The organism is Rhizobium sp. NLR8a (assembly GCF_019685235.1).
In the GTDB taxonomy this organism is placed as follows: domain Bacteria; phylum Pseudomonadota; class Alphaproteobacteria; order Rhizobiales; family Rhizobiaceae; genus Rhizobium.
Map to the genome: position 1 here is coordinate 278,109 of NZ_JABDWI010000007.1, position 25,774 is coordinate 303,882.

Below are 25,774 nucleotides of genomic sequence, written 5' to 3' on the forward strand. Positions count from 1 at the left end.
ACCTTCCGGCGCTCCTGCCAATCGGGAGCGCCGGCATCGCTGCCGACGAGATGCGAAAGCAGGAACCATGGCCAATATCTCAGTCCTATCGACACCGAGCGCCGCAAGGCCGGCAAGACGAGCCGCAAACCGGAAGAGCTCGGTCGCCCATGACCGCCTGACCGTGCTGCTGCTCTTTCTGCCACCGGCGTTGCTGCTCTTCACGCTCTTCGTCATCATGCCGATGGGCGAGGCGGCCTGGTACAGCCTCTATAAGTGGAACGGTTACGGCGCGCCGACGGAGTTCATCGCGCTCCGCAATTTCCAGGTCCTGTTCCGCAACGCGGCGTTTACCCAGGCGCTGGTCAATAACGGCCTGATCATCGTCATTTCGATCTGCATCCAGGTGCCGCTCGCCATCTGGCTGGCCACCATGCTGGCGCACCGCATTCCCGGTGTCGTCGCTTACCGCCTGATCTTCTTCCTGCCCTATGTGCTGGCGGATGTTGCCGCAGGCCTCATCTGGCGCTTCGTCTATGATGGCGACTACGGTCTGTTTGCCGCCGTTTCCAACTTCTTCGGTTTCGCCAATCCTTACGTGCTCGCCGACAAGGACGTGGCGATCTATGCCATCCTCGGCGTTATCGTCTGGAAGTATTTCGGCTTCCACATGATGCTGTTCATCGCCGGCCTGCAATCGGTCGACAAGAGCGTGCTGGAGGCGGCCGAGATCGACGGCGCCACCGGCTGGCAGAAATTCCGTTACGTCACGCTGCCGCTGCTCGGATCGACCCTGCGCCTGTCCATCTTCTTCGCGGTCGTCGGCTCCCTGCAGCTCTTCGACATGATCATGCCGCTGACCGGCGGCGGCCCGTCGAACTCGACGCAGACGATGGTCACCTTCCTCTATACCTACGGCGTCATGCGCATGCAGGTCGGCTTGGGAAGCGCCGTCGGCGTGGTGCTCTTCATCATCTGCGTGACACTCGCCTTCGGTTACAAAAGGATCTTCATGCGCCATGACTGATACGAGTTCTTCCATCCGCATGAGGACATCCACCCGCATCTATCTCTATGTGTCGCTGAGCCTGATCGCGGCGATCGTGCTGGTGCCGCTGCTGACGACGGCGCTCGGCGGCTTCAAGACGCTGGGGGATCTCCGCACCAATCCCTTCGGCCTGCCGACGGAGTGGCAATGGGCGAACTATACCGACATCCTCTTCGGCGAGCGCTATTGGCTGCAGATCGGCAATTCGCTTGTCATCGCGGCGCTGACCGTGCTCTTGACGCTGATCGTCTCGTCGATGGCGGCCTTCGCCTTTGCCCATGTCCGCTTCTTCGGCTCGTCCTTCCTGCTCAATTATTTCCTGCTCGGGCTGATGTTTCCGGCCGCCACCGCGATCCTGCCGCTGTTCATCCGCATCCGCGATCTCGGCCTGTTGAACACCTATTGGGGCGTGGTTCTGCCGCAGGTCGCCTTCGGCCTCGGCATGAGCATCCTTCTGTTCAGAAACTATTTCCGCAATCTTCCGGAAGAGTTGTTCCAGGCGGCTTTCGTCGACGGCTGCGGTTATATGAGATTCTTCTGGCATATCTCGCTGCCGCTCTCCCGCCCGATCGTCGCCACCGTCAGCATCATCTCCTTCGTCGGCAGCTGGAACAGCTACATCCTGCCGCTGATCATGCTGAACTCGGAATCCAAATATCCCTGGCCGCTCGGCATCATGGTCTATCGCGGCGAATTCGGGACGGAATGGCAGCTGGTGCTCGCCTTCATCACCCTCACCATCCTTCCCACAATCATCGTCTTCTTCGTCGCCCAGAGACACATCATCGCCGGATTGACCGCCGGTGCCGTGAAGTCCTGAGCCGAACCATTGGAGCTGCATCATGGCATCCGTTGAGCTGAACAATATTCGCAAGGCCTATGGCGCCGTCGACGTCATCCACGGCATCTCGCTTCATATCGAGGATGGTGAATTCGTCGCCCTGGTCGGCCCGTCCGGCTGCGGAAAATCGACACTGCTGCGGATGATCGCCGGCCTCGAGGAGATCACCGACGGCGAGATCGCCATCGGCGGCAATGTCGTCAATGCGATGACACCGCGCGAGCGCAACATCGCCATGGTCTTCCAGTCCTATGCGCTTTATCCGCACATGACGGTGGCCGAAAACATGGGTTTCAATCTGAAGCTCGCCGGCGTTGCCAAACCCGAGATCGAGGCTCGTGTCGCTGAAGCCGCCCGCATGCTCGATCTCGCCAAGCTGCTCGACCGCAAGCCCGCCCAGCTTTCCGGCGGACAGCGCCAGCGCGTCGCCATGGGCCGCGCCATCGTCCGCAACCCGGCCGTCTTCCTGTTCGACGAGCCCTTGTCAAACCTCGATGCGAAACTGCGCGTGCAGATGCGTTCGGAGATCAAGACGCTGCACCAGAAGGTCAAGACGACGTCGATCTACGTCACCCACGACCAGATCGAGGCGATGACACTCGCCGACCGCATCGTCGTGCTCAATCACGGCAAGGTGGAGCAGCAGGGAACACCGCTCGAACTCTACCGGAAGCCGGCCAATCTCTTCGTCGCCGCCTTCATCGGATCGCCGGCGATGAACATGCTGGAGGGCACGGTAGACGGCGAAAATGGCGAGCCCGCTGCCCGCCTCGAAGACGGCACGGCGATCCGCATCGCGCCCGACCGCAAGGTCAAGGCCGGCCAGGCCGTGACTATCGGCCTGCGCCCCGAACATCTGGTTCCCGGCCTGTCGGGCGGCACGCCGCTTGCCGGCCGAACCATGCTGGTGGAACCGACAGGCGCCCAGACCCACGTGGTCTTCGACCTTGCCGGACAACAGGTGACCGCGATCGTCGACGGCGAATATCCCGCCCGCTACGGCGCCGTCTTCGAGGCCAGCATCGCCAGCGACCAGGTGCACATTTTCGACCGCGGGACTGGTGTGGCGCTGTAGCGAATCCTCGGCCCAGGAGATCGCCGAGAACAGCCCTTTATCCTAGATCTCTCCCCGTGAACGGCGCGAGGGGACGTGCCATGCGGTCCAGGCACGTCCTCAATCATTAACCTATTATTCCGCCGCGATCCGTTCCACGCCGTTGGCCTGGATGATCTTCTCCAGCAGCGCCAGCTCTTCCTGCGTGAGATCCGTCAAAGGCGGACGCACCGGCCCCGGATTCTGGCCGAGTACCCGAAGGCCGGCCTTGATGATCGAGACGGCATAGCCCTTTTTGCGATTGCGCAGGGCGACGAAGGGGAAGAAGAAGCCCTTCAGGATTTCGTCGACGGTCGCCTGGTCGCCGGTGCGCAAGGCGCCGTAAAAGCGCTGGGCGAGCGCCGGGACGAAGTTGAAGACGGCCGATGAATAGGTCGTCACGCCGGCGGCGAAATAGGCCTGGGCGTAGACTTCATGGGTCGGCATGCCGCCGACATAAACGAGGCGGTCGCCGAGCAGGGTGGTGATCTCGATCACCTTGTCGGCGTCGCCGACTCCATCCTTGAAACCGATCAGGTTCGGACATTCGGCGGCCAGGCGGGCGATGCTGTCGGCGGTCAGCACGGCATTGTCGCGATTATAGACGATGACGCCGATGCCGACCGATTGGCAGACCGCCTTGACATGGGCGATCAGTCCGGCCTGTTCGGCAAACATCAGATAAGGCGGCAGAAGAAGCAATCCGTCCGCGCCGGCCCTCTCGGCCGCCTGTGCGATCTCGATGGCGAGCGACGTGCCGTAGCCGGTTCCCGAGATGATCGGCGTCTTGCCAGCCGATGCCTTGGCGGCTTTGACGACCTCAGGGATCTCGCTCGGATTGAGAGAGAAGAATTCACCGGTGCCGCCGGCGGCAAACAGAGCCGCGGCGTCGTAACCGGCAAGCCATTCGACATGGCGGCGGTACTTCGCCTCGTCGAATTTAAGCTGATCGTCGAAATGCGTGACCGGAAACGAGAGCAGGCCACTGCCGACGGCCTTCTTCAATTCAATCGGGTTCATCATCAAGTCCTGTTCCTTAGGTGTTGAAAATCGTGTCAGGCGCTCTCGAGCACTTGCAGAAGTGCCGCGATGTAGCCGTAACAAAAGGCAAATGCGGTGGCGGACGGGTCCTTGCCGCTGACGGTCGGCACATGGTCGGGCATCAGCATGTACTTGTATCCGACCTCCTTGTAGATCCTGGCCGAGCGGACCATGTCCATGTCGCCCTCGTCCGGGAAGGTCTCCATGAAGGAGAGCTTGCCGCCGCGAATATTGCGGAAGTGGACGTTGAAGATCTTGTTGCGCTCGCCGAACCAGCGAATGATGTCGTCGATCTCTTCGCGCGGATTTTCGAGCATCTCGCCGACCGAGCCCTGGCAGAAATTGAGGCCGTGATAGGGGTTTTCGCGCATCTGCACGAATTTCTTCAGCCCTTCCACCGTGCCGAGCACGCGCGTGACGCCGCGATAGCCGGGCGGCGTGTAAGGGTCGTGCGGATGGCAGGCGAGCCTGACGCGATTGCTTTCGGCGACTGGCACGACCCGCTCGAGGAAGTAATCGATCCGTTCCCAGTTTTCATCCTCGGAGAGCACGCCGGCAAGACCGGGGGCTGCCTGCTGATCGGTCTTCTCCCAGCGGAAGCTCGCATTCATCGAGCCGCCGCGTCCCGGTTCGTCGGGCGTGCGGGGAATGCCGATCAGGTTGAGATTATATTTGACGGCCGGAATGCCGGCGGCCGCGACATTCTCGATCATCTGGCAGACCGCATCGATCTGCCGGACACGCTCAGGCCCGGCAAGCAGGATGTCGGGATAGGAAGCCTTCTCGATCGGCTGCGAGGGCAGGGGCAGCTGGATCATGTCGAGGATCAGGCCGAAGCTTTCGACCTTGTCGCGATGACGCTCGATATCGGCAAGCGTCCAGCTGCTCGGCGCTCCCGGCGGATCGGCGCTGATATGCTTCACTCCCAATTGCGCGAAGATCCGATAATCGTCATCGTCGCGCGCCGCCACCTGTGTTCCAAGATACATCAGAGACCTCTCCAGATTCAACAATGTCATATGACATAATATGAATTCCTGAGGGTGTCGAGCCCTATTGCTGTTCGGCGAGCATCCGATAACGGCGTTGGCTCGCCATCAGATGCGCGCGCATCGCCTGGCGGGCACGGTCGGGATCCTGATCGGCGATCGCCGACAGGATGTCCACATGCTCGGCATAGACCTTCTGCAGATACTCGCGGTCATTGGCGTCCGGCAGCGTCGGAAACTGCCCACGGGGGATGGCGCGCGGGCCGAAATGACGGAGAACATCGACATAAAACCGGTTGTTGGTGGCGGCGGCGATCGCCATGTGAAAGGCATAATCCGCCTCGACGGTCTGCTGTCCGCTTTCGATCAGTTGCGCCATTCGGCGGTTGGCCTCCCGGATCGCCGCTTCCTGCTCGGCCGTGCGGCGATAGGCGGCAATCGCTGCCGCTTCACCCTCGGTGGCCATGCGAAACTCCAGCAATTCCAAGGTTTCCGGGATGCTTTTGATTTCCACCGGCGTCAGCGACATGACCGAATGAACCTTCGGATCCGCAACGAACACGCCTTTGCCTTGGATCGGCCTAACGAAACCTGCAGCCCTCAAATCCGCAATCGCCTCGCGCACCACGGTGCGGCTGACGCCGAAGGTCGATTCGAGCTGCGGCTCGGTCGGCAGCTGGTCGCCAACGCGCAATTTCCCCGTCTCGATTTGTGCTCGCAGTTGATCGATGACCTGCTGCGCCAGTCTTTGCCGACCACGGCCAAGTGTCGTCATTCTCGTTTCCCCAGTTTCTGTGCCTCACGTCTTCCGCACGGGTCTTGCAAATTAAATCGGACTTCGATAAATCATAATACGACATACGGACGACATAATATGTCTCCTATAGTAATCCAGGGAGGAGTTACAATGAAGCATTTTTCGAAAGGCCTGTTCGTCGGCGCCGTCATCGGCGCGCTGACGATCGCTGCGCCGCTCTCGTACGCCGCCACCCCAAAGGACCAGCTTGTGCTCGGGACATCGCTGGCGCAGGTCCTGTCGCTCGATCCGCATCAGGCGACCGAGGGCAAGGCGGTCGAGATCATGTCGAATCTCTACGACCGGCTGGTCAACAGCACGCCGGATGGCAAGATCGTGCCGCAGCTGGCCGAAAGCTGGAAGGTCGATGACAAGGGCATCACCTTCACGCTGCGCCAGGCCAACTTCGCCTCCGGCAATCCGGTGACGGCGAAGGACGTCGTCTATTCGCTGGCACGGCTCCTGAAGCTCGACCAGGCTGCCGCCGCCAACCTCAAGCGCGTCGGCTACGACAAGACCAATGTCGACAAGCTCGTCACGGCAGTCGACGATAAGACGGTGCGCATTGATTTTTCCGGCCAGGTGACCGCCGAAATGCTGCTTTACCGGCTGACGACCTCGACCACCAGCGTCGTTGACAGCGTCGAAGTCGAGAAACATGTCGCTGACAATGATTACGGCAATGCCTGGATGCGCACGCATTCGGCCGGCTCCGGCCCGTTCACTCTGAACCGGTGGTCGCCGAACGAACTCGTGATTCTCGACGCCAACAAGGATTATGTCACCGGCGCTCCGAAGATGAAGCGCGTCATCGTCCGCCATGTGCCTGAAAGCCAGGTCGAGCGGCTGATGCTCGAACGCGGCGACATCGATATCGCCAGCGCCATGACCGCAGCCGATCTCGCCACCTTCAAGGACAAGCAGGGCTTTACCATCCAGCGCATTCCCACGGGCGGCTTCTACGTGCTGTCAATGAATGCCGGCAACCAGTACCTGTCCAACCCGAAGGTTCGCGAGGCCATTGCCTACGGCATCGATTATAAGGGCATTGAAAAGACCATCATGGGGCCCTACGGGCGGGCGAGAAACGTTCCGGTTCCGGAGAATTTTGAGTCTGCGATCCCGAACCCCGACTGGCATCTCGACGTCGAAAAGTCCAAGCAGCTGTTGGCCGAAGCAGGGTTCAAGGACGGATTCTCGCTGACGCTGAAGACGATCGCGCAGACGCCGCGCATCGATCTTGCCACGGCTATCCAGGCGTCGCTTGCCCAGGTCGGCATCAAGATCGACATCCAGCAGGGCAACGGCTCGGAAATCATTGCCGCCCACCGCGCCAGGGATTTCGATCTGCTGATCCCGCAGACCAGCGCCTACATGCCGAACGTGCTCGGCTCGATGGAGCAGTTCTCCTCCAATCCCGACAATTCGAAGGAAGCCAACAACGCCGGCAACTTCGTCTGGCGCTCGGCCTGGGACATCCCGGAGCTGACGGCTCTGACGGCCAAGGCGTCGGTGGAGCCGGACGCCAAGAAGCGCGGCGAGCTCTATGTCGAGATGCAGAAGATGTTCGTCGAACAGAAGCCGGCGGTGCTGCCGATGTTCGAACGCTTCGAGCCGATCGTCCTGTCGAGCAAGGTGCAGGGATATGTAGGGCATCCGACCCAGCTGACGCGTCTCGAGAACGTCACGAAGTCTGAAGCCCAGTAATACTCCCGAGGCAGGCGATCATGAAGGAACTCTCTGTAGCCGAATTTGGCCGACGCCTGGCGCATCTGCTCGTCAGCCTGTTCATCCTCTTATGTGTGACCTTCGTGATCGGCCGCGTCCTGCCCACGGATCCCGTCGGCGCGATCGTCGGCGAACTCGCCGATCCCGCCGCCTATGCGGCGATGCGGACGCGTCTGGGGCTCGATCTGCCGATCTATCAGCAGTTCTTCCTCTATCTGAACGGGTTGGCGCATGGTGATTTCGGCACGGCCGTGCTCACCGGCAATCCCGTCTCTTCGGACCTCGCTCAGGCCTTTCCGGCGACATTCGAACTTGCGACGCTGGCGGTGATCATTTCGACCTTTGTCGGTGTTCCGCTCGGCCTGGTCGCGGCACTGTTTCGCGACAGCCCGATCGACAAGGTCGCCCGCGTCGTCTCCCTCGTCGGTCATTCGATCCCGGTGTTCTGGTTCGGCATCGTCGGCCTCGTCATCTTTTATGCCGGCCTGAACTGGGTCGGCGGGCCCGGCAGGATCGATGTGTTTTACGAAGGCCTCGTCACCCCGCAGACCGGCCTGCTGCTGGTCGACAGCCTCCTGCAGGGCGAGACGGAAATCTTCTGGAATGCGCTCGGCCATATCATCCTTCCGGCCATCATTCTCGCCTATGCCGCGATGGCCTACATCACCCGCATGACCCGCAGTTTCACGCTCGAGCAGTTGAGCCAGGATTATGTCATCGCCGCCCGCGCCAAGGGTGTCAGCCCGATCGGCACGATCCTGCGCCATGTCCTGCCGAATATCGCGGTGCAGCTCATCACCATCCTTGCCATTTCCTATGGCGGGCTGCTCGAAGGCGCAGTCGTCACCGAGATCGTTTTCTCCTGGCCGGGGATCGGCCAATATATGACGAACGCGCTGATGATCGGCGACATGAACGCAATCGTCGCAGCCACCATCATCGTGGGATTCATCTTCATGTTCCTGAACTTCCTGGCCGATGTTGCCTACGCCTTGCTCGATCCGCGCATGCGGGAGGCAGCCCGATGAGTGGCGCCGTCCACAGCGAGATCCGCATCCGTCCGCCGAGCATGCCAAGCCGCGTTGCCGCCTCGTTCGGGCGCGCCGGCCGCAAGCTGGCCGACGAGCCGCTCGGCCTTGCCGGCTTCGTCATTCTCGGGCTCCTTTGCGTAGTTGCGATTTTCGCGCCGCTTCTGGCCCCCTACGATCCCACTATTCAGTCGCTTGGCGATGCTTTGCAGCCTCCGAGCGTTGCCCATCTCGCCGGCACGGACGAATTTGGCCGGGACATTTTGAGTCGCCTGATCTTCGGCACGCGCATCACCATCCAGACCGTGTTGTCGGTCTCCCTGATCGTCGGCCCGATCGGGCTGCTGATCGGCGTCGTCGCCGGCTTCTTCGGCGGCAATACCGATGCTTTCCTGATGCGCGCCACCGATATCGTGTTGTCCTTTCCATCGCTGATTCTGGCGCTTGCCTTTGCTGCCGCCCTGGGCGCCGGCCTGGGCACGGCCATCATCGCCATCTCGCTCACCGCATGGCCGCCGATTGCAAGGCTTGCCCGCGCCGAGGCGCTTGTCGTCAGAAATGCCGACTACGTGGTCGCCGCCCGCCTTTACGGCGCTTCGCCCCTCCGCATCCTGCTTCTCTATATCGCGCCGATGTGTATTCCGTCGGTCATCGTGCGCCTGACGCTCAACATGGCGGGCATCATCCTGACGGCGGCCTCGCTCGGCTTCCTCGGCCTCGGCGCCCAGCCGCCGGCACCGGAATGGGGCGCGATGATTTCCAACGGCCGCAAATTCATGCTCGATTATTGGTGGGTCGCCGTCATGCCCGGTATCGCCATCCTGCTGACGAGCCTTGCCTTCAACATCGCCGGAGATGCTCTGCGCGACATTCTGGACCCCCGCCATGCAAGGTCGTGACATGCAAGATCGTGATCAGCAGCCCGTTCTTTCGGTCAAGGAGATGAGCGTCCGTTTCGGGCGCGGCGCCGTGCCCGCCGTCTCCAATGTCAGTTTCGACGTCGGGCGCGAACGTGTGGGAATCGTGGGCGAATCCGGTTCCGGCAAGTCGACCACCGGTCGTGCCGTCATGCGTCTTCTGCCGCCGGCCGCCATCGTCTCCGCCGGGCGCATGGATCTTGCCGGCAGCTCGCTGCTTGCAAAGACCGAGCGCCAGATGGGCGCGCTGCGCGGCAAGGACATCGCGCTGATCATGCAGGATCCGCGCTATTCCTTGAATCCGGTGCTGTCGATCGGCAAGCAGATCGCCGAGGCCGCCCGCCTTCATCTCGGCCTGCGCGGCAAGCCAGCGCAGGATGCGGCTCGCGCCATGCTCGAGCGGGTGCGCATCACCGATCCCGAGCGGGTCATGGCGCTTTATCCCCACCAGATCTCGGGCGGCATGGGCCAGCGGGTGATGATCGCCATGATGCTGCTGGCGCGGCCGAAGCTTGTGATCGCCGACGAGCCGACCTCGGCGCTCGATGTCAGCGTTCGCAAGGACGTGCTGCTGCTGCTCGACGAGCTGGTGCGCGAGAACAATTCGGGCCTGCTGTTGATCAGCCACGACATTCGCATGGTCGCGGCCTTCTGCGAGCGTATCATCGTCATGTATGCCGGACGGATCGTCGAAACGCTGACCAGCCTTGCAGAGGCCCGTCATCCCTATACGCGCGGGCTGATAGCAGCGCTGCCCGATCCGAAAAATCCGGTTCGCCGGCTTGCCGTTCTCGACCGGGCGAAATTCGATCCGGAGGCGGCGCAATGATCAAAGTCCGTGACCTCGATGTTATCTTCACCTCGGGCAAATCAAGCAACCATGTCGTCAGGGGCATCAGTTTTCAAGTCAATCAGGGCGAGACGCTCGGTATCGTCGGCGAATCCGGCTGCGGCAAATCGACGGTGCTGCGCTGCCTCGCCGGCATGGAGGCTGGTTGGACCGGTCAGATCGAGCTTCGCGGCAAGCCGATCGGCAAGAAGCGCTCCCGCGAGGAACTGACCTCAGCCCAGATGGTGTTTCAGGATCCTTACGGCTCCCTGCATCCGCGCCATCGCATCGGCACCGCGCTTGCCGAACCGCTGCGCGCCATGCGCCATTCCGACATCTGGTCGAAGGTCGAAAGGGCTTTGATCCAGGTGGGCCTGCCGGCAAGCTTCGCCAACCGTTTCCCGCACGAACTTTCCGGCGGCCAGCGGCAGCGCGTGGCGATCGCCCGGGCGCTGATCCTGTCGCCGCCGATCCTGCTGCTCGATGAGCCGACATCGGCGCTCGACGTCTCGATCCAAGCCGAAATCCTCAACCTGCTTGCCGACCAGCGCGAGGAGAAGGGACTGACCTATCTGCTCGTCAGTCACGACCTCGCGGTCATCGCCCATATGTGCGACCGGGTGCTGATCATGAAACACGGCGGCTTCGTCGACGAACTCACAAAGGCGGACCTGCAGGCCGGCACGACGCATGATGCCTATGCGCAGGAGCTGTTCGAGGCGAGCTTCTTGGAGGCTTGACGGGTCGTTGCGCCGCCGAGACTCACGCTGGGCTGCAATAGCGGGCGAAAGCCTCGAGGAAACGGCGCATCTCCTGCTGATGCCGAGGCGCGGAAAGATGCTCGGCAATTTCTTCCGGGGAAAGCTTCATCAGATGGAAGCGAAGGAAGAGATGCTCGTTGAAGCGCTCGCTCAGCGTGGCGAGAACGGTGCGAAGCTGCTGCAGCATGTCGTCGCCGCGATGCGACGCGTGCGCAAGCACGATCGGTTTGCCGATCACTTCGTTACGGGAGACGAGCCAGTCGATGGCGTTCTTCAGCCCGCCGGGGATTGACCTGATATATTCGGGGCTCGCCAGGATCAGTCCATCCGCATCCGTGATCGCCTTTGCAAGAGCCGCCACTTCGGAAGGAGGCTCGGGAAGTTCGAGATCGGGCGAGAAGACCGGGAGCTGGCCAACACGATGATAGACCGAGAGCGTATGCGCCGGCCCGGCAGCCGACTGGAGGGCATATAGCACGGCGGTATTGGTCGAGGCTCTGCGGGCGCTTCCGGATATTGCCAGGAATTTCATGACCGGCATAACCTCACGCGATTGGCTTGATGTGATCCGCGGCAGCCGGATGGTGGACGGCTGCGACGCTGCTTCTTTCGACGACATGGCAGGCAAGCTCGACACGGCGGCACGGCAAGGCGAGGCCAAGCATCATGTCGCGCAAGAGGTCGAGCGCGGTGGCGCCGAGTTCGCGCATCGGGATGTGCACCGTCGACAATGGCGGATTGAGAAAGGCCGATTGCGGCAGGTCGTCTATGCCCATGACGGAGACATCCTGCGGCACGGCATAACCCATCGCCTGCAGCCCGCGCACGGCGCCGTTGGCGAGACTGTCGCCCGCCGTCAGAACGGCGGTGAAGCAAAGGCCCTTGTCGCCGACGAGACGGGTGATCGCCTCGGCGCCGAGTTCCGGCAACCAGTCCTCGACCTCGAGCACCAGGTCGGCATCGGCCGTCAGTCCATGATGCTGCAGCGCGTCGCGCCAGCCCTCCAGGCGCCGCTCGATGGTCCGCCGTCCCGGCCGCAGCATGAACAGGATGCGTTGATGGCCGGCCTCGATCAACCGCTCGGCGGCAATGAACGCGGCCGATCGGTTGCAGGGCGTCACGCTCGAAAGCCGCATGTAAGGGTCGTCGCTGTTGACGAGCACGACGGGCTTTCCGAGATTGGCGGCCGCCGTCAGCATGTCCTCCTCGTCGACTGTCAGGATCAGCATGCCGCCGAAACTTGCATCATTGCGCATCTCGGCGATGACGCGGGTTTCATCAGCCTTGTCGGTGACCGGGCGCATTGCCATTTCGATGCCGAGGGCGGACGCGCGCGCGTTCAATCCTTCGAGCACGTGGAGCGTGAACTGGTTGCGGACATAGTCGATCATTGCCGCGCCGGATGCGACGAGCATGACCTTCTTGCCGGCGACACTCGCCGGCAGCGCGTAGCTGACAGCGCTCGCCGTTTCCAGCACCAGCTTGCGGATCTCGGGCCTGACGCCCTTTTCGCCGGCGAGCGCGCGCGACACCGTGCTGATCGACACGCCGCACCGGGCGGCGATGTCGTCCAGGCGTGTGCGCCTGCCCTTTTTCTGCTCCGCAGCCATCTCATCTCCTCGCTCGAACGAAGTATGCAAAAATCTTTCAGATTGCGCAAACGGAATGGCTATGCACAATTGACGTGTCAGCGACAGGCGCAGAGCAGGGAGGCTTTGAAGATGCGGTTTGACGGCAAGTCCACGCGTCGGCGTTTTGCTCGGCGTGTTAAAGCTCAAGCGGGCTGAAGCATGGCCGCCGAAGAATCCTATCTCCGCCGCAAGACCGGGAAACAGAGCCCGATCGTCTACTGGCAACTCGGCCCCCTCGCGCAGGCACGCTACGATGTCGCCGACCGGCCGATGGAAGGGAGCATGGATCCGTTTTTCTTCGTCACCAAGACGAAGAATTTCATTCCGCATGAATATCCCTGCCGCACCGAATTCAAGGCATCCTTTTCCGGCCGAAGACCGCAGCCGGCGACCGAATTCGAGGCCGTCCGCTGGTGGCTTCCCTTTTCATCGCCGCGCGTCGATCTCTCCGGCTTCTGGTTTCGCCCGACGCGCATCGGCTGCTGGGCGCGCACCTTCCTCGATGCGCAGTCGGCGGGACCAGCCACGCTGCGCCTGTCGACCTGCGGCGGCGCCGTCCTCTTCGTCAATGGGGCCGAGCGGGGCTTCATGGCGCCTTACGTGCGCAATCTGGAAGCCCAGCAGACCTTCGAAGTGGAGTTGACGGCGGGGCTCAACGAGATCCGCATCTATTTCGACGATCTCGCCGAGCGCGACGCCCGCTTCTATTTCCAGCTGGATTATCTCGATGGACCGGAGGTCGAAACATCGGTGCCTGTTCCCATCGCCGCCGGTGACGCGGACGGGCTGGAGGCAATCCTCGAAGGCATGCGCTTCGACCGCGCCGCCTATCTCGGCGAGGACGTGACGATCCTGTTTCCCGCGCCGCTGCCGGTGGCGTTGAGCTGTCATGTCGAGATCGAAGGCGACTTCATGTCGGTCGAGCGCTTCGACTATGATTTCGCGCTGGAAAAAGGCGCGACCCAGCTGGAACTCGGCCCCTCGGCTGATATGCCCGCTGATTTCCGCCATTTCCGGATCACGTTTAAAACGGGCGGCCTATCGCTCGGCCGCACGCTCGGCGTCGAAATCTGTCACGTCCAGCGCCAGGGGCAGGCGCCCGCCGCGCTAGACGATCGCGTCGCCGAGGCGCTTGCCGAGGTCGCCGCCCATTCCGAGCCCGATACGGTCTGCGCCTTCGCGCGGCTGGCCTTGGGGCAGGGCGGCGAAGAGACCGAGGCGATGATATCGGCGATGTTGCCGGTGATCGAGGATTGTCACGATTGCGCGGACTTCGTGCTGGTGCCGCTGCTGTTTGCCTATACCCGCTGGAGCGACCTCTTGTCGGAAGGGCTGCAGCAGCGGATCGAGCACGCCGTTCTCAATTACCGCTATTGGATGGACGAGCCGGGCAACGACGTTCAGTGGTATTTTTCGGAAAACCACGCGCTGCTCTTCCACACCGCCGCCTATCTCGGCGGCAGGCTGTTCCCTGATGCCGTCTTCGTCCGTTCCGGCCGTACCGGCGCCGAGCAGATGAAGGTCGGCGACGAGCGGGTTCGCGCCTGGCTCGATCATTTCGAGCGCTGGGAGATGGCTGAGTGGAATTCCGTTCCCTATTTCCCGATCGACCTCAAGGGGCTGACGGCGCTTGCCGCCTGCGCGCCGGATGAGACGATCCGTGCTCGCGCCAATGCCAGCATCGTCCGGCTGATGGAGATCGTCGCCCGCTCGGCCCATCATGGCATGCTGACCGGCAGCCAGGGCCGCTCTTATGAACATACACTGCGGCCGGGGCGCTCGGTCGAGCTGTCGGCCATTGCTCGGCTGCTCTGGGGGCGCGGCTGGTACGGCCGTCGCGTCCACGCGCTGCCGCAGCTTGCCGTCTGCATCCGCGATCATGGCCTCCGTTTCCCGGAAGCGCTTGCTGAAATCGCCGCGCACCACTCCGACGACGCGCAGGAATGGACCTTTTCTCAGGGCGAGAACCGTTTTGCCGCCCTCTACCATTATAAGACACGCGACACCGCGATCGGCACCATCGCCCACTACCGCCCCGGCGCCTGGGGTTATCAGGAGACGGTTCTGCATTTGCGTTTGGGCGAGCGGCCGGAAGCGCAGATCTGGATCAACCATCCCGGCGAAACCATCCAGTTCGGCTACGGTCGGCCGAGCTTCTGGGGCGGCTGCGGAACGCTGCCGCGCGTGCATCAATATCGTGACCTCGCCATTCTCGATTTCGACATCCACGAGGGCCAGCCGGATTTCACCCATGCCTGGTTCCCGCTCGAGGCCTTCGACGAGAAGCTGGTCGACGGCAAGCTGGCGCTCGCCCGCTCCGGCAATGGGCTTGCGATGCTGATCGGCAACGGCCTGCTCGAACCGGTGAAACACGGGCCGACGACGGATGTCGAGTTGCGCCTGGCCGGCCGCACGGGGCGCTGGATTGTCCGTCTCTCCGATCTCGGGCGCGAAGACGGCCTCGAAGGGATGCGGGCGCGCTTCGCCACGCTTACAGCCCGTCGCGACAATGAGGGTGCGCTGATCATCGTCGATCCGGAATATGGTCAGGTCGTCTTCGAAGAGGACGGTACCGTGCGCGCCGAAGGCCGTATTCTGAGACCCTCGGACTGGTCGGTGCGGGGAGAAGCGGTACATCTGGAGATAGCGGGCAGGCAGCGGCGGCGCGCTGCCTCGTAGACGAGATGTCCGGCCGGTGGAGGACCCGGCCGGCGCAGGAATTCAGCGGTCAAGAGGAGGAGACTATGACCAGAATGAAATCGATCGCCGCAGCTTTTGCTGCGGTTCTCTTGAGTTCCGTTGCCGCCCAAGCCGGCGACGTGCGCATCATGTGGTATTCGGATGGCGGCGAAGGCGAGGTGATCAAGGATCTGCTGGCGCGTTTCTCCAAGGCCAATCCTGATGTCAACGTCATCCTCGACGAAGTCTCCTACGACGTCGTCAAGGAACAGCTGCCGGTGCAGCTGGAAGCCGGGAAGGGACCTGACATCGCCCGCGTCACCAATCTGAAGGCGCAGGCGCAGCACTGGCTCGACCTTCGCCCGCTCCTCGCCGATGCGAAATATTGGGACGAGAATTTCGGCGCTCAGGCCGATTGGATGCGTCCTGACGGCTCGAACGCCATCACCGGCTTCATGACCCAGCTGACGCTCACGGGCGGCTTCGTCAACAAGACGCTGTTCGAGCAGGCCGGCGTCGAAATTCCCGGCCCGAAAGCCACCTGGGACGACTGGGCGGCGGCGGCCAAAAAGGTCGCCGACAGCCAGAAGGTCTTCGCCATGGCGATCGACCGTTCCGGCCACCGCGTCTCAGGCCCGAATATCTCCTATGGCGCCAACTATATCGCCGCCGACGGCAAGCCGGCGCCCATCGATCAGGGCGCCAAGGAATTCCTCAGCCGCTTCGTCAAATGGAACGAGGACGGCACCGTCAACAAGGACGTCTGGGTCAGTGCTGCCGGAAGCACCTATCGCGCTGCGGCCGAGGACTTCATCAATGGCGGTCTCGCCTATTATTATTCCGGCAGCTGGCAGGTTTCGGGCTTCGCGCAGAAGATCGGCGACAGTTTCGACTGGATCATGGCCGGAAGCCCCTGCGGCACGGTGGCCTGCAGCGGCATGCAGGGCGGCGCCGGTCTCGTCGCCGTAAAATACACCAAGAACCCGAAGGACGTCGCCAAGGTGATGGACTACCTGGCAAGCGCCGACGTGCAGAAGGAATTTGCCGAGCGCAGCCTGTTCATTCCGGCGCACAAGGGCGTGGCCGCCGGCCAGGTGGACTTCAAGACCGATAATCCGCATGTGAAGGCGGCGCTGAAAGCTTTCGTTGAATCGGCCGGCCAGACGTCCCCTGCTGCGATGAAATTGCCGGGCTGGAAGTGGTCTGACGCCTATTACAGCGCCATCGTTGCGCGCATCAGCCAGGTGATCGCCGGCGAGATGAAGCTCGACGACGCCTACGCCCGCATCGACGAGGACATCAAGGCCAAGGTCGGCGGCAACTGACGGACGAACGAATGGCGGAGAAGACGGTTTCTTCCGAACCTGCGGCGAAAGCCGGTCTGCAGCAGGCGCTCCTTGCGCCTGTCAGGCTCGCCATGGGGATCGTCGATATCCCGATGCGCGCCTGGCAGAAGCTGACGGGGGTGAACGGCATGGCCGGTGTCTTCCTGGCGCCCAACATGCTGATCTTTTCCATCTTCGTCCTCCTGCCGCTGGTCATCAACTTCATTTATTCGACGACGAGCGGCGGCGCCATCTTCCTGCCAAACAGGACCTATGTCGGCGCCGAGCAGTACCGCATCCTCTTCGATTGCCGCTCCTATCTCGACCCCTCGACCTGTGCGGCCGACACCTTCTGGGCCGCGGTGCGCAACACCGCGGTCTTCGTCGTCTTTCAGGTTTCGGCCATGCTGGTCGCGGCACTCGCAACGGCGTTGATTCTCAACCGCGAGCTTTCCAATCGTGGCTTCTGGCGCGCCGTCTTCTTCTTCCCGGTGCTGCTGTCGCCCGTCGTCGTCGGCCTGATCTGGAAGTGGATCCTGCAGCGCCAGGGCCTGCTGAACTATGCGCTGAGCCCCTTCGGCTTCGAGCCCTTCTCCTGGCTCAGCGATCGTTTCTGGGCGTTCTTCTTCGCCGTTTTCGTCTCGGTGTGGGCGCACATGGGCTTTTATGCGCTGATCCTGCTCGCCGGCCTGCAGGCGATTCCGAGGGATCTCTATGAGGCGGCGGCGATGGACAAGGCGAGCCCCACCCGAATTTTCCGGCGCATCACCCTGCCGCTCTTGATGCCGAACCTCATCGTCGTCCTGGTCCTGGCGCTGATCCGCGCCGTGCAGATCTTCGACGAGGTTTTCGTGCTCACCGGCGGCGGGCCCGGCACCAGCACCATGTACATCACCCAGTTTATTTACGAGACCGGCTTTGCCAGTTCGCTGCGCAATCCGGGGCTCGCATCGGCCGCCTCGATCCTGATGGGCATCGTGCTCGTTATCCTGACGCTGATCCAGCTTGCCGCAAGCAGCCGCAACGAGAAGAAGGGGAAACGCCAATGAGCGCTGTCGGCGCCTTCCTGCTACGTCGCCGTGGCCGCGGCTGGCACTGGACGGATGTCGTCACCTGGATCTGGCTGATCTCAGGCGTCATCCTGATGTTCGGCCCGGCCATCTGGCTGGTCTTCTCCTCCTTCAAGACGCCGGCGGCGCTCGCCGAGTTCCCGCCGTCCGTCCTGCCTTATGTCACCGAGCAGGCCGTGGTGCCGGGATACGACAAGCCGTTGCCGCTCTATAACGTGACGATGCCGGATGGCAGCACCCGTGTGCTCGCCGAAGTGCGCCGCATTGGCATCATGGGCCAGATGGTCGATCCGAAACAGCCTGATGAAATCGTCAAGGTCAACATCAAGGACCGCACGCCGGTGCGTGAGGTCGAATTCGCGACCAACAACTACACCGAGCCTTTCCAGCGCTTCGACTTCTTCCTGTTCCTGCGCAACTCGGTCTTCGTGACGGTGGTGGCGACGGCCATCACCCTGTTGGTCAATTCGATGGCCGCCTTCGCGCTGTCGAAATACCAGTTCCCCGGCCGCACCGCCGTCATGCTGATGATCCTGGCAACGCTGATGGTGCCGCTCTCGGTGATCGTCGTGCCGCTCTATTCGGTCATCGGCAGCTTGAACCTCTTCGACAGCCTCTGGGGCGTCATCCTGCCGACCGTCGCCACGCCGACGGGCGTCTTCCTGTTGCGCCAGTACATGCTGACGATCCCCGACGAGCTGATCGACGCCGCGCGCATGGACAAGGCCAGCGAATGGCAGATCTACTGGCGCATCATCCTGCCGCTGTCGGCACCGGCGCTGGCGGTACTGGCGATCTTCTCGGTGGTCTGGCGCTGGAACGATTTCCTCTGGCCGCTGATCGTGCTGTCGCGCAAGGAACTCTACACGCTGCAGGTCGGCCTCAACGTCTATGCCGGCGAGCTCAATGTGCAGTGGCACTATATCCTCGCCATGACCGTCGTCTCGATGATCCCCGTCGTGCTGATCTTCGTTTTCCTGCAGCGCTTCATCACGACGGGTATCGCCGGCTCGGGGCTGAAATAATAGGAAACAGGAGAGCGCATGAGCGGACTCGAGCTCAGGAACATCGTCAAGAATTTCGGCGTCGTCGAGGTGATCCGCGATGTCTCGCTTGAGGTCAACGACGGCGAGTTCGTCGCTTTCGTCGGCCCGTCCGGGTGTGGAAAATCGACGTTGCTGCGCCTGATCGCCGGTCTCGACAAGCCGACGGGCGGTAGCATCGCCATCGACGGCAAGGACGTCACCGCGATCGGTGCGGCCGACCGCGGCCTTGCCATGGTCTTCCAGTCCTATGCCCTTTATCCGCATATGAGCGTGCGGGAAAACCTTGCCTTCGGCTTGGAGAACACCAAGGTGGCCAAGGCCGAGATCGAAGCACGCATCGCTGACGCCGCGCGCATGCTGGAGATCGAGCCGTTTCTGCAGCGCCGCCCCGGCCAGCTCTCCGGCGGCCAGCGTCAGCGCGTCGCGATCGGCCGCGCCATCGTGCGCCGGCCGGATGCCTTCCTGCTCGATGAACCGCTCTCCAATCTCGATGCCGAACTTCGGGTGAGCATGCGCGCCGAACTCGCCGCTCTGCACGCCCGCCTCAAGGCGACGATGATCTACGTTACCCATGATCAGGTCGAGGCGATGACGCTCGCAAACCGGATCGTCGTGCTGAGAGGCGGCAGGATCGAACAAGTGGGGACGCCGCTTGAACTCTACAACAAGCCGGCAAACCGCTTCGTCGCCGGCTTCATCGGCGCGCCGCACATGAATTTTCTGGAAGCCTCGATCGTCGGCCATGACGGCGGTTTCGCGCAAGTCGAAACCGTGGGCGGCCATCGCCTTTCCGTCGTCGCCAGGGAGGCGCGCCCGGCGGGCGAGAGGGTCAGCATCGGCATCCGGCCACAGCACATCACACTTGCGGATGCAGCCGCCGCAGGCAGGCTGGACTCGCGGATCACCCTTGTCGAGGAGCTGGGTTCTGAAACCGTCGTCCATACCGAAGCCGCCGGCAAGAAGCTGATCGCCGTCTTTGCCGGCCAGCAGAAGATGAAATCGGGCGACAGCCTGCCGCTCCATCTCGACCCCGAGGTTCTGCACCTTTTCGGCGAGGACGGCCGGCGTCTGTCTTGATGCTTCAGCGTCCGTCCACAAGGGCGCCATTCGTCAAATCGCAGCTTCGCTCTGCCGTCCGCAAGAGAGCCAAAGTCTCAGAGCGAAGTAAGCGCAGGCAATTAGCGATGACGGCACGGCAAAAATGAAAAAAACAGACAAAAGACGAAGATCAATCTGGCCAATATAATAAAGATAAAACCAGCATGGCAAGGCACAAAGAAAAAACAAATGTTAGCGCTGACCAGAAAAATGGACGTGAATGTACTTGTTTATATTTTTAAATATATAAGAAATATATCCCGGCCATGACTGGTATGGAAAAAACAAATTTTAAAAATAATGTTATCAGTCCGATGTTTCCAAAAAACATAGGGACATGGGCCAAAGTCATGCCCACAAAATACGATTGAAAGAGCAGGCCTCTCTGAGGCATTCCGAGATTGAGTTTCTTCATATTCGTGTTCGAGTCGCGTTATAGTCTATGATGCTATCTAAATGCCTACCAGCTTCAAGGTCACAAAAAAGCCCGCGCCGGAATGGAGGGCGCGGGCCAAGTTTAATGTCATCACAGCCTTAGTGGCTGTTCTTGTGGCTTTGTTGACCAGCCTTTACATGCTGCTCATGGCTGCCGCCGCGGGATCCGCTGGACTGCGCGTCACGGCCGCCTGAAGAGGCGCTGCGGGAATTGGAGTCGTTCTTGTGACTCTGCTGCCCAGCCTTGACGTGCTGTTCATGGGTTCCACCTTGGTTTGCCATTTGGTTTCTCCTTGGTTTTGAACTGAGGCCACGTCGACCTCGAGTTCACAACCTCGCTCCGGCGCATGCGTTCCGCATTTTAATATTTCGTGATCTCGCCGGAAAATGAGGATGAGGAAGCGGACCGGGCGGGTCGGGAGCTCGCCTGCCATTTCGTTGGCCATCGGGAGAAAGCGGAAAAATCCCGGTGTTCTCCAGCGCCGCCGCGTCCGCTTGGCGCGGCCCGCAGCCTCGCTTCGACAACCGTCCCTCGACAAAAAGGTTCCAGGAAATCAGCCGCATCCGTTCCGGTTCACGGCTCTGTTGAGGCCGCTCGACTCTTTTCAAATAGATGGTCCGCTCTAACTTACAGGGGAGCTGAGGAAAGGAGAAAACCATGACCGACGCACCGAAAACGGCGACCCCGGCGCGAAGAGTGTTGCGTGGCCGCCCCTACAGCATGAGCGAATTTGCCAGAAAATACCGGTTGGACGACAAGGAGGCCAAGCGCCTCTATGACAAATTTGGCCCCTCCGCCACCGAGCTCGACCTGTTGATGGCTGCCAAGCGCCGTCCGCCGCGGCTCCCCACCAAGCTCGACTCCTGACGGCCGTCCATGAGGATCAGGACGGGAAGCTGCCTTTGCGGAGCGGTCGCCTACCGGGTGGAAGGCGAGCCGCTTCGCGTCGGCCTCTGCCACTGTGCTGATTGCCGCAAATCGAGTGGTTCCGCCTTCGTCTTCTTCGCGCTCTGGTCTCGCTCGGCTTTCTCCCAAAGCGGCGAGATTGCCACTTTCGCTGGCCGCAGCTTCTGTCCCACCTGCGGCAGCAGGCTTTTCTGCCTTCAGGAGGCGGCGGTGGAAATCCGCCTCGGCTCGCTCGATAGCCCGCCGACGGATCTTGAGCCGGACCATGAAGTCTGGATCAAGCGGCGCGAAGCGTGGCTGCATCCGCTGCCGGGTGCCGGGCAATATGCCGAGGATGCCGATTGACGGTCGGCAATTGCTGCCTGTCGGGAGCGCGAAAGCGCTGCAGATTTTTGCGCGAGAGGCGCCGCTGGGCGGAAACTTGAGTTTTCTTACCAATATTTCATTTCACCTGTCCGCAATTCCGTGCCAGTTCGGCGGCAACGCTAATTCCCGGTTCATCTGCGGTGTGATTATTTCATTGCAGGCCGATGCGGCCACTGACTGATCGAGGATGACATGAACAAGATCGTAAGCGGCGACGAAACCGGAGCAAAGGCCGGCGCGACGCCCGATCTCGCCGCGGTGCTTGCCGCTTCGGGACGGCAGAACAGGCGGAGCCGCTGGCGCGCCCGCCTGCTCGTTGTGCTGATCCTCCTCGCTGCCGCCGCGGCGGCCGCTTACTTCTACATCGGCCGAGGGCAAAGTGAGGTGAGCTACACCACGCAGCCGGCAAAACGCGGCGACCTGACGGTGCTTGTCACCGCCACCGGTTCGGTGCAGCCGACCGAGCAGGTGGACATATCGAGCGAGCTTTCGGGCACCGTACGCGACGTCAACGTGGATTATAACAGCATGATTAAGGCGGGCGACGTGCTGGCGCTGCTCGACACCAACAAGCTCGAGGCGGATGTGAAGAGCTCGCGCGCCAAGGTCAATTCGGCCAAGGCAAACGTCGCCAAGGCCAATGCCGATCTCGAATCGGCGAGCACCTCGCTCGAGCGGTTGAAGAGCCTGGTCAGGAGCAACGTCTCCACCCAGCAGAGCCTCGACGATGCCACTTACAAATATGATTCCGCCGTGGCCGCCAAACAGATCAACGAAGCCGAGGTGCTGGCCTCGGAGGCCGACCTGCAGCTTGCCGAGGTCAATCTCGCCAAGGCAAAGATCGTCTCGCCGATCGACGGCGTGATCCTCACCCGGTCCGTCAATCCGGGCGCCACGGTTGCCGCCTCGCTTTCGGCGCCCATTCTCTTCACCATCGCCGGCGATCTGAAGAAGATGGAGCTGCAGGTCGATGTCGACGAGGCCGATGTCGGCAAGATCGCCGTCGGCCAAAAGGCAATATTTACCGTCGATGCCTATCCCGACCGGTCCTTCCCGGCCGAGATCGAGCAGATCCGCTTCGCCTCCGAAGTGGTCAACAACGTGGTGACCTACAAGGCGGTGCTCTCGGTCGACAACGCCGACCTGCTGCTGCGCCCCGGTATGACGGCGACCGCCGATATCACCGTCGAGGCCGTCAAGGATACGCTGATGGCGCCGAACGCGGCGCTGCGTTATGCCCCCCCGCAGGCGGAACGGCGCGGCCGCGGCATTCTCGGGATCTTCGGGCCGCCACGCCGGCGCGGCGGTAATTCCGGTGAGGTGCTGACGGAAGCAGCGCCGCGTCTGGGTGCTGCGCAACGGCCGCGCCACGCCCGTCGTCATCCAGGTCGGTTCGTCCGACGGCCAGTTCACTCAGGTGGTCTCCGGCGAACTCAAGGAAAATGACGCATTGGTGACTGACGCCACGGTGCGGACGAATTAGGCGGAGAGACGGATGGCAAGCCCGCCGCTCATCGAATTCAGGAAGGTCTCGAAGATCTACGGCGAGGGCGAGGCGGCGATCCGCGCTCTCGACCATGTCGATCTTGCGATCGATGCCCATGAATTCGTCGCGATCATGGGGCCGTCAGGCTCCGGAAAGTCGACGGCGATGAACATTCTCGGCTGCCTCGATGTGCCGACATCGGGCGACTACATCTTCCAGGGCATCCCGACCAGCGGCTTCGACCGCAGCCAGCTGACGCTATTGCGCCGCCACATGCTCGGCTTCGTTTTCCAGGGCTTCAACCTCTTGTCGCGCACCTCAGCCGCAGAGAATGTTGAGCTGCCGCTGATCTATCGCGGCATGGCAGTGCGTGAACGGCGCGAAAAGGCGCGCGAGGCGCTGGCGCTGGTCGGCCTGTCGGGCCGCGAGCATCACAAGACGCAGGAGCTCTCAGGCGGTCAACAGCAGCGCGTCGCCATCGCCCGCGCCATCGTTACCGAGCCGGCGCTGCTCCTCGCCGACGAGCCGACCGGCAATCTCGACACGAAGACCAGCTTCGAGATCATGGAACTGATGACGCGGCTGAACCGCGAGCACGGCATCACCATCGTCATGGTCACGCACGAGTCCGATATCGCCGCCTATGCCGGGCGGCTGCTGCGCTTCGTCGACGGCCAGCTGGAGAGCGAGGTCGAGCAGGCCAGGAGGACGGATCATGTTCTTTGAGACGTTGAAGCTGGCGTTGCGTGCCATCAACCGCAACATGCTGCGCTCCTTCCTCACCGTGCTCGGCGTCGTCATCGGCGTTGCCGCCGTCATCGCGCTGGTGACGATCGGCAACGGTACGACCGCGCAGGTCTCGACCGAACTGTCGCGGCTCGGCACCAACATGCTGTTCGTTCGTCCCGGGCAGTTCGGCCCCGGCCGGGTGAGTTCCGAGGCCAAACGCTTCAGCCTCAAGGATGTCGCCGCCATCCGCGACCAGATCGGCGGCTTGAGGGCGGTGGCGCCGCTCAACCAGTCAACGGCAACGGTGATTTTTGGCGGCCAGAACCATTCGACCAGCGTCTCCGGCACCACCAACGATTATTTCGTCGCGCAGGACTGGAACCTGGCGCTTGGCCGCAATTTCACCCCCGCCGAGGAGCGCGGTCAGTCCCGCTGCATCATCGGTGAGACAGTGCGCTCGCAACTCTTCGGAGCCGCCGATCCGCTCGGCCAGCAGATCCGCGTCGGCAAGGTTTCCTGCCCGGTCATCGGGGTGCTGGCCAGGCGCGGCCAGTCCGGCATGGGCACCGACCAGGACGACGTGGTCATCATGCCGGTCAAGGTGTTCCAGCGGCGCATCAGCGGCAACAGCAACGTGCCGCAGATCATCATTTCGGCGCGCGATGGTGTCTCGACAGCCAAGGTGCAGGCCGATGTCGAAAATCTGCTGCGTGAGCGCCGCAAGATCATTCCCGGCCGCCAGGACGATTTCAACGTCAACGACATGACGCAGATCGCCGAGGCGATGACCGGCACGACGACACTCTTGACCGGCCTGCTCGGCGCCGTCGCCGCGATCAGCCTGCTCGTCGGTGGCATCGGCATCATGAACATCATGCTCGTCTCCGTCACCGAGCGAACCCGCGAAATCGGTATCCGCCTGGCGATCGGCGCGCTCGAAAACCAGGTGCTCACCCAGTTCCTGGTCGAGGCGGTGGCGCTGTCGCTCTTCGGCGGCATCACCGGCATCGTGCTCGGCCTGAGCCTCGGCCTGGTGGCGGTCACCCTCCTGAAAGTCCCCTTCGTCTTCAGTCCGATGATGGTCGCCGTCGCCTTCCTCTTCTCCGCGGCAATCGGTATGATCTTCGGCTATTTTCCGGCGAGACGGGCAGCGCAGCTCAATCCGATCGAGGCGTTGCGACACGAGTGAAGGGCGGACGCGCGGTTCGGTCGTGCGGACCTGCGAATTTGGGTTTCACTCCTTGGATGTCTGCGTCGCCTTGTCTTCGACTCTTTACCGTGGCAGAATGTGATATATCAGGCCGGCTACGGGATTATCGGCAGTGCAGACGTCACAAAGCCACCTTGCCTATCTAGCACTCGAGCACCTGATCGTTACGCTGGCGCTGAAGCCTGGCGCACTTGTCACCGAAAAGCAGCTGATCGATATGGCGGGCCGCGGGCGCACGCCGGTGCGCGAGGCGATTCAGAAGCTCGCCTGGCAGGGGCTGATCCTGGTGAAGCCGCGGGTTGGGCTGCAGGTTGCCGAGATCACACCGGAGGATCATGGCAATGTCATGCAGGTCCGCCGCGAGCTGGAGCCGATTGCGGCAAGCCTGGTTGCCGAGCATGCCACGGACGAACATCGTGAGCGCCTCAGCGATTGCGCCGACGCGATGGAGAAATGCGTCGTGACCGGCGATCTCACCGGCTTCTTCGCCGCCGACAAGGCCTTTGACGAAATTCTCGAGAACGCGTGCCCGAACGGCTTCATCATGGCCGCACTCGGTCCGGTGCAGGCGCATGCGCGCCGCCTCTGGTATTCCACAGCAAGCCCCGAGCGCATGGACCGCGCCATCGCGCTGCATGTCGCCGTCATCCGCGCCATTCGGCAGGGCAGGCCGGATGAGGCGCGTGGGGCGATGGCGGTGCTGATCGACTATCTCGCCCGCAAATAAAAATGGCCCGGAGCC

The 25,774-nt window shown here is 62.2% G+C and carries 25 protein-coding genes and 1 pseudogene; 20 read left to right on the forward strand and 6 right to left on the reverse strand.

The genetic code is table 11. From position 1 onward, the window contains the following. Positions 1-67 precede the first annotated feature (67 nt). From HJC04_RS15690 to HJC04_RS15700, 3 genes are read left to right on the forward strand one after another with little or no spacing between them, the layout of a single operon-like run. Positions 68-1,006, forward strand: a complete 939-nt coding sequence (locus HJC04_RS15690; RefSeq protein WP_221146582.1) for a carbohydrate ABC transporter permease — start codon at positions 68-70, stop codon at positions 1,004-1,006. Next, positions 999-1,847, forward strand: coding sequence for a carbohydrate ABC transporter permease (locus HJC04_RS15695; RefSeq protein WP_210631417.1), 849 nt, complete (start codon positions 999-1,001; stop codon positions 1,845-1,847). The genes HJC04_RS15690 and HJC04_RS15695 overlap by 8 nt, the downstream gene beginning before the upstream one ends. A 22-nt stretch (positions 1,848-1,869) precedes the next feature. Beyond that, a complete protein-coding gene (locus HJC04_RS15700; protein WP_210631416.1) occupies positions 1,870-2,943 on the forward strand; it encodes an ABC transporter ATP-binding protein in 1,074 nt (357 codons plus the stop codon). A 114-nt stretch (positions 2,944-3,057) separates the two neighbouring features. Here HJC04_RS15700 and kdgD read toward each other — a convergent pair whose 3' ends face one another. From kdgD to HJC04_RS15715, 3 genes are all read right to left on the reverse strand, one after another. Continuing rightward, a complete protein-coding gene (gene kdgD / locus HJC04_RS15705; RefSeq protein WP_221146583.1) occupies positions 3,058-3,984 on the reverse strand; it encodes a 5-dehydro-4-deoxyglucarate dehydratase in 927 nt (308 codons plus the stop codon). A 32-nt stretch (positions 3,985-4,016) separates the two neighbouring features. Then, the gene (locus tag HJC04_RS15710) at positions 4,017-4,991 is read right to left on the reverse strand and encodes a mannonate dehydratase (RefSeq protein ID WP_221146584.1); all 975 of its coding nucleotides are present in this window, start codon (positions 4,989-4,991) and stop codon (positions 4,017-4,019) included. Between the two features lie 64 nt (positions 4,992-5,055). After that, entirely contained in the window at positions 5,056-5,766 is a 711-nt protein-coding gene (locus HJC04_RS15715; protein WP_210631413.1) for a FadR/GntR family transcriptional regulator, read from the reverse strand. 132 nt (positions 5,767-5,898) lie between these two features. Here HJC04_RS15715 and HJC04_RS15720 point away from each other — a divergent pair, with 132 nt between their 5' ends. Genes HJC04_RS15720 through HJC04_RS15740 form a run of 5 tightly spaced genes read left to right on the forward strand, consistent with a single transcriptional unit; the run spans position 5,899 to position 11,029 of the window. Next, complete coding sequence (locus tag HJC04_RS15720; RefSeq protein WP_221146585.1) at positions 5,899-7,494, forward strand: ABC transporter substrate-binding protein; 1,596 nt, start codon at positions 5,899-5,901, stop codon at positions 7,492-7,494. Positions 7,495-7,514: 20 nt separating this feature from the next. Next, positions 7,515-8,543: an ABC transporter permease gene (locus HJC04_RS15725; protein WP_221146586.1), complete on the forward strand. Its 1,029-nt coding sequence runs from the start codon at positions 7,515-7,517 to the stop codon at positions 8,541-8,543. Continuing rightward, entirely contained in the window at positions 8,540-9,442 is a 903-nt protein-coding gene (locus tag HJC04_RS15730; RefSeq protein WP_221146587.1) for an ABC transporter permease, read from the forward strand. The genes HJC04_RS15725 and HJC04_RS15730 overlap by 4 nt, the downstream gene beginning before the upstream one ends. Before the next feature lies 1 nt (position 9,443). Beyond that, the gene (locus HJC04_RS15735) at positions 9,444-10,289 is read left to right on the forward strand and encodes an ABC transporter ATP-binding protein (protein ID WP_221146588.1); all 846 of its coding nucleotides are present in this window, start codon (positions 9,444-9,446) and stop codon (positions 10,287-10,289) included. After that, positions 10,286-11,029, forward strand: a complete 744-nt coding sequence (locus tag HJC04_RS15740) for an ABC transporter ATP-binding protein (RefSeq protein WP_221146589.1) — start codon at positions 10,286-10,288, stop codon at positions 11,027-11,029. Before HJC04_RS15735 ends, HJC04_RS15740 begins: the two co-directional genes overlap by 4 nt. Before the next feature lie 22 nt (positions 11,030-11,051). On the opposite strand, the gene HJC04_RS15745 is transcribed toward HJC04_RS15740, so the two are convergent. Both HJC04_RS15745 and HJC04_RS15750 read right to left on the reverse strand, forming a co-directional pair. Next, complete coding sequence (locus tag HJC04_RS15745; protein ID WP_221146590.1) at positions 11,052-11,582, reverse strand: NADPH-dependent FMN reductase; 531 nt, start codon at positions 11,580-11,582, stop codon at positions 11,052-11,054. 13 nt (positions 11,583-11,595) lie between these two features. Then, complete coding sequence (locus HJC04_RS15750; RefSeq protein WP_210631406.1) at positions 11,596-12,660, reverse strand: LacI family DNA-binding transcriptional regulator; 1,065 nt, start codon at positions 12,658-12,660, stop codon at positions 11,596-11,598. 180 nt (positions 12,661-12,840) lie between these two features. On the opposite strand from HJC04_RS15750, the gene HJC04_RS15755 reads away from it, so the two are divergent. The 5 genes from HJC04_RS15755 to HJC04_RS15775 all read left to right on the forward strand — a co-directional run bounded on the left by HJC04_RS15755 (position 12,841) and on the right by HJC04_RS15775 (position 19,878). After that, complete coding sequence (locus HJC04_RS15755) at positions 12,841-15,360, forward strand: hypothetical protein (protein WP_221146591.1); 2,520 nt, start codon at positions 12,841-12,843, stop codon at positions 15,358-15,360. A gap of 65 nt (positions 15,361-15,425) precedes the next feature. Beyond that, complete coding sequence (locus HJC04_RS15760; RefSeq protein WP_221146592.1) at positions 15,426-16,685, forward strand: ABC transporter substrate-binding protein; 1,260 nt, start codon at positions 15,426-15,428, stop codon at positions 16,683-16,685. Positions 16,686-16,696: 11 nt separating this feature from the next. Continuing rightward, a complete protein-coding gene (locus HJC04_RS15765) occupies positions 16,697-17,734 on the forward strand; it encodes a carbohydrate ABC transporter permease (RefSeq protein ID WP_210631403.1) in 1,038 nt (345 codons plus the stop codon). Continuing rightward, positions 17,731-18,780 carry a carbohydrate ABC transporter permease gene (locus tag HJC04_RS15770; protein WP_221146593.1) on the forward strand — a complete coding sequence of 350 codons (1,050 nt, stop codon included), beginning with the start codon at positions 17,731-17,733 and terminating at the stop codon, positions 18,778-18,780. Before HJC04_RS15765 ends, HJC04_RS15770 begins: the two co-directional genes overlap by 4 nt. An 18-nt stretch (positions 18,781-18,798) precedes the next feature. Then, complete coding sequence (locus tag HJC04_RS15775; RefSeq protein ID WP_221146594.1) at positions 18,799-19,878, forward strand: ABC transporter ATP-binding protein; 1,080 nt, start codon at positions 18,799-18,801, stop codon at positions 19,876-19,878. 555 nt (positions 19,879-20,433) lie between these two features. Here HJC04_RS15775 and HJC04_RS15780 read toward each other — a convergent pair. Then, positions 20,434-20,616, reverse strand: coding sequence for a hypothetical protein (locus HJC04_RS15780; protein WP_221146595.1), 183 nt, complete (start codon positions 20,614-20,616; stop codon positions 20,434-20,436). A gap of 376 nt (positions 20,617-20,992) precedes the next feature. On the opposite strand from HJC04_RS15780, the gene HJC04_RS15785 reads away from it, so the two are divergent. From HJC04_RS15785 to HJC04_RS15815, 7 genes and pseudogenes are all read left to right on the forward strand, one after another. Beyond that, complete coding sequence (locus tag HJC04_RS15785) at positions 20,993-21,202, forward strand: hypothetical protein (protein ID WP_064708964.1); 210 nt, start codon at positions 20,993-20,995, stop codon at positions 21,200-21,202. Positions 21,203-21,211: 9 nt separating this feature from the next. Next, positions 21,212-21,586 carry a GFA family protein gene (locus HJC04_RS15790; protein WP_210631398.1) on the forward strand — a complete coding sequence of 125 codons (375 nt, stop codon included), beginning with the start codon at positions 21,212-21,214 and terminating at the stop codon, positions 21,584-21,586. Further along, positions 21,576-21,788, forward strand: coding sequence for a hypothetical protein (locus HJC04_RS15795; RefSeq protein ID WP_210631397.1), 213 nt, complete (start codon positions 21,576-21,578; stop codon positions 21,786-21,788). Before HJC04_RS15790 ends, HJC04_RS15795 begins: the two co-directional genes overlap by 11 nt. Positions 21,789-21,799: 11 nt before the next feature. Then, positions 21,800-23,090: pseudogene (locus tag HJC04_RS15800) on the forward strand (efflux RND transporter periplasmic adaptor subunit). A gap of 12 nt (positions 23,091-23,102) precedes the next feature. Then, the gene (locus HJC04_RS15805; RefSeq protein WP_210631395.1) at positions 23,103-23,819 is read left to right on the forward strand and encodes an ABC transporter ATP-binding protein; all 717 of its coding nucleotides are present in this window, start codon (positions 23,103-23,105) and stop codon (positions 23,817-23,819) included. Continuing rightward, the gene (locus HJC04_RS15810) at positions 23,809-25,011 is read left to right on the forward strand and encodes an ABC transporter permease (RefSeq protein ID WP_210631394.1); all 1,203 of its coding nucleotides are present in this window, start codon (positions 23,809-23,811) and stop codon (positions 25,009-25,011) included. Before HJC04_RS15805 ends, HJC04_RS15810 begins: the two co-directional genes overlap by 11 nt. Before the next feature lie 133 nt (positions 25,012-25,144). Continuing rightward, a complete protein-coding gene (locus tag HJC04_RS15815) occupies positions 25,145-25,759 on the forward strand; it encodes a GntR family transcriptional regulator (protein WP_210631393.1) in 615 nt (204 codons plus the stop codon). Positions 25,760-25,774 lie beyond the last annotated feature (15 nt).

Excerpts from the sequence above, each read along its gene's own strand:
- HJC04_RS15690 (WP_221146582.1), top strand. The coding sequence starts at position 68 with ATGGCCAATATCTCAGTCCTATCGACACCGAGCGCCGCAAGGCCGGCA.
- HJC04_RS15695 (WP_210631417.1), top strand. The coding sequence starts at position 999 with ATGACTGATACGAGTTCTTCCATCCGCATGAGGACATCCACCCGCATC.
- HJC04_RS15700 (WP_210631416.1), top strand. The coding sequence starts at position 1,870 with ATGGCATCCGTTGAGCTGAACAATATTCGCAAGGCCTATGGCGCCGTC.
- kdgD (WP_221146583.1), bottom strand. The coding sequence starts at position 3,984 with ATGATGAACCCGATTGAATTGAAGAAGGCCGTCGGCAGTGGCCTGCTC.
- HJC04_RS15710 (WP_221146584.1), bottom strand. The coding sequence starts at position 4,991 with ATGTATCTTGGAACACAGGTGGCGGCGCGCGACGATGACGATTATCGG.
- HJC04_RS15715 (WP_210631413.1), bottom strand. The coding sequence starts at position 5,766 with ATGACGACACTTGGCCGTGGTCGGCAAAGACTGGCGCAGCAGGTCATC.
- HJC04_RS15720 (WP_221146585.1), top strand. The coding sequence starts at position 5,899 with ATGAAGCATTTTTCGAAAGGCCTGTTCGTCGGCGCCGTCATCGGCGCG.
- HJC04_RS15725 (WP_221146586.1), top strand. The coding sequence starts at position 7,515 with ATGAAGGAACTCTCTGTAGCCGAATTTGGCCGACGCCTGGCGCATCTG.
- HJC04_RS15730 (WP_221146587.1), top strand. The coding sequence starts at position 8,540 with ATGAGTGGCGCCGTCCACAGCGAGATCCGCATCCGTCCGCCGAGCATG.
- HJC04_RS15735 (WP_221146588.1), top strand. The coding sequence starts at position 9,444 with ATGCAAGATCGTGATCAGCAGCCCGTTCTTTCGGTCAAGGAGATGAGC.
- HJC04_RS15740 (WP_221146589.1), top strand. The coding sequence starts at position 10,286 with ATGATCAAAGTCCGTGACCTCGATGTTATCTTCACCTCGGGCAAATCA.
- HJC04_RS15745 (WP_221146590.1), bottom strand. The coding sequence starts at position 11,582 with ATGAAATTCCTGGCAATATCCGGAAGCGCCCGCAGAGCCTCGACCAAT.
- HJC04_RS15750 (WP_210631406.1), bottom strand. The coding sequence starts at position 12,660 with ATGGCTGCGGAGCAGAAAAAGGGCAGGCGCACACGCCTGGACGACATC.
- HJC04_RS15755 (WP_221146591.1), top strand. The coding sequence starts at position 12,841 with ATGGCCGCCGAAGAATCCTATCTCCGCCGCAAGACCGGGAAACAGAGC.
- HJC04_RS15760 (WP_221146592.1), top strand. The coding sequence starts at position 15,426 with ATGACCAGAATGAAATCGATCGCCGCAGCTTTTGCTGCGGTTCTCTTG.
- HJC04_RS15765 (WP_210631403.1), top strand. The coding sequence starts at position 16,697 with ATGGCGGAGAAGACGGTTTCTTCCGAACCTGCGGCGAAAGCCGGTCTG.
- HJC04_RS15770 (WP_221146593.1), top strand. The coding sequence starts at position 17,731 with ATGAGCGCTGTCGGCGCCTTCCTGCTACGTCGCCGTGGCCGCGGCTGG.
- HJC04_RS15775 (WP_221146594.1), top strand. The coding sequence starts at position 18,799 with ATGAGCGGACTCGAGCTCAGGAACATCGTCAAGAATTTCGGCGTCGTC.
- HJC04_RS15780 (WP_221146595.1), bottom strand. The coding sequence starts at position 20,616 with ATGGCAAACCAAGGTGGAACCCATGAACAGCACGTCAAGGCTGGGCAG.
- HJC04_RS15785 (WP_064708964.1), top strand. The coding sequence starts at position 20,993 with ATGACCGACGCACCGAAAACGGCGACCCCGGCGCGAAGAGTGTTGCGT.
- HJC04_RS15790 (WP_210631398.1), top strand. The coding sequence starts at position 21,212 with ATGAGGATCAGGACGGGAAGCTGCCTTTGCGGAGCGGTCGCCTACCGG.
- HJC04_RS15795 (WP_210631397.1), top strand. The coding sequence starts at position 21,576 with ATGCCGATTGACGGTCGGCAATTGCTGCCTGTCGGGAGCGCGAAAGCG.
- HJC04_RS15805 (WP_210631395.1), top strand. The coding sequence starts at position 23,103 with ATGGCAAGCCCGCCGCTCATCGAATTCAGGAAGGTCTCGAAGATCTAC.
- HJC04_RS15810 (WP_210631394.1), top strand. The coding sequence starts at position 23,809 with ATGTTCTTTGAGACGTTGAAGCTGGCGTTGCGTGCCATCAACCGCAAC.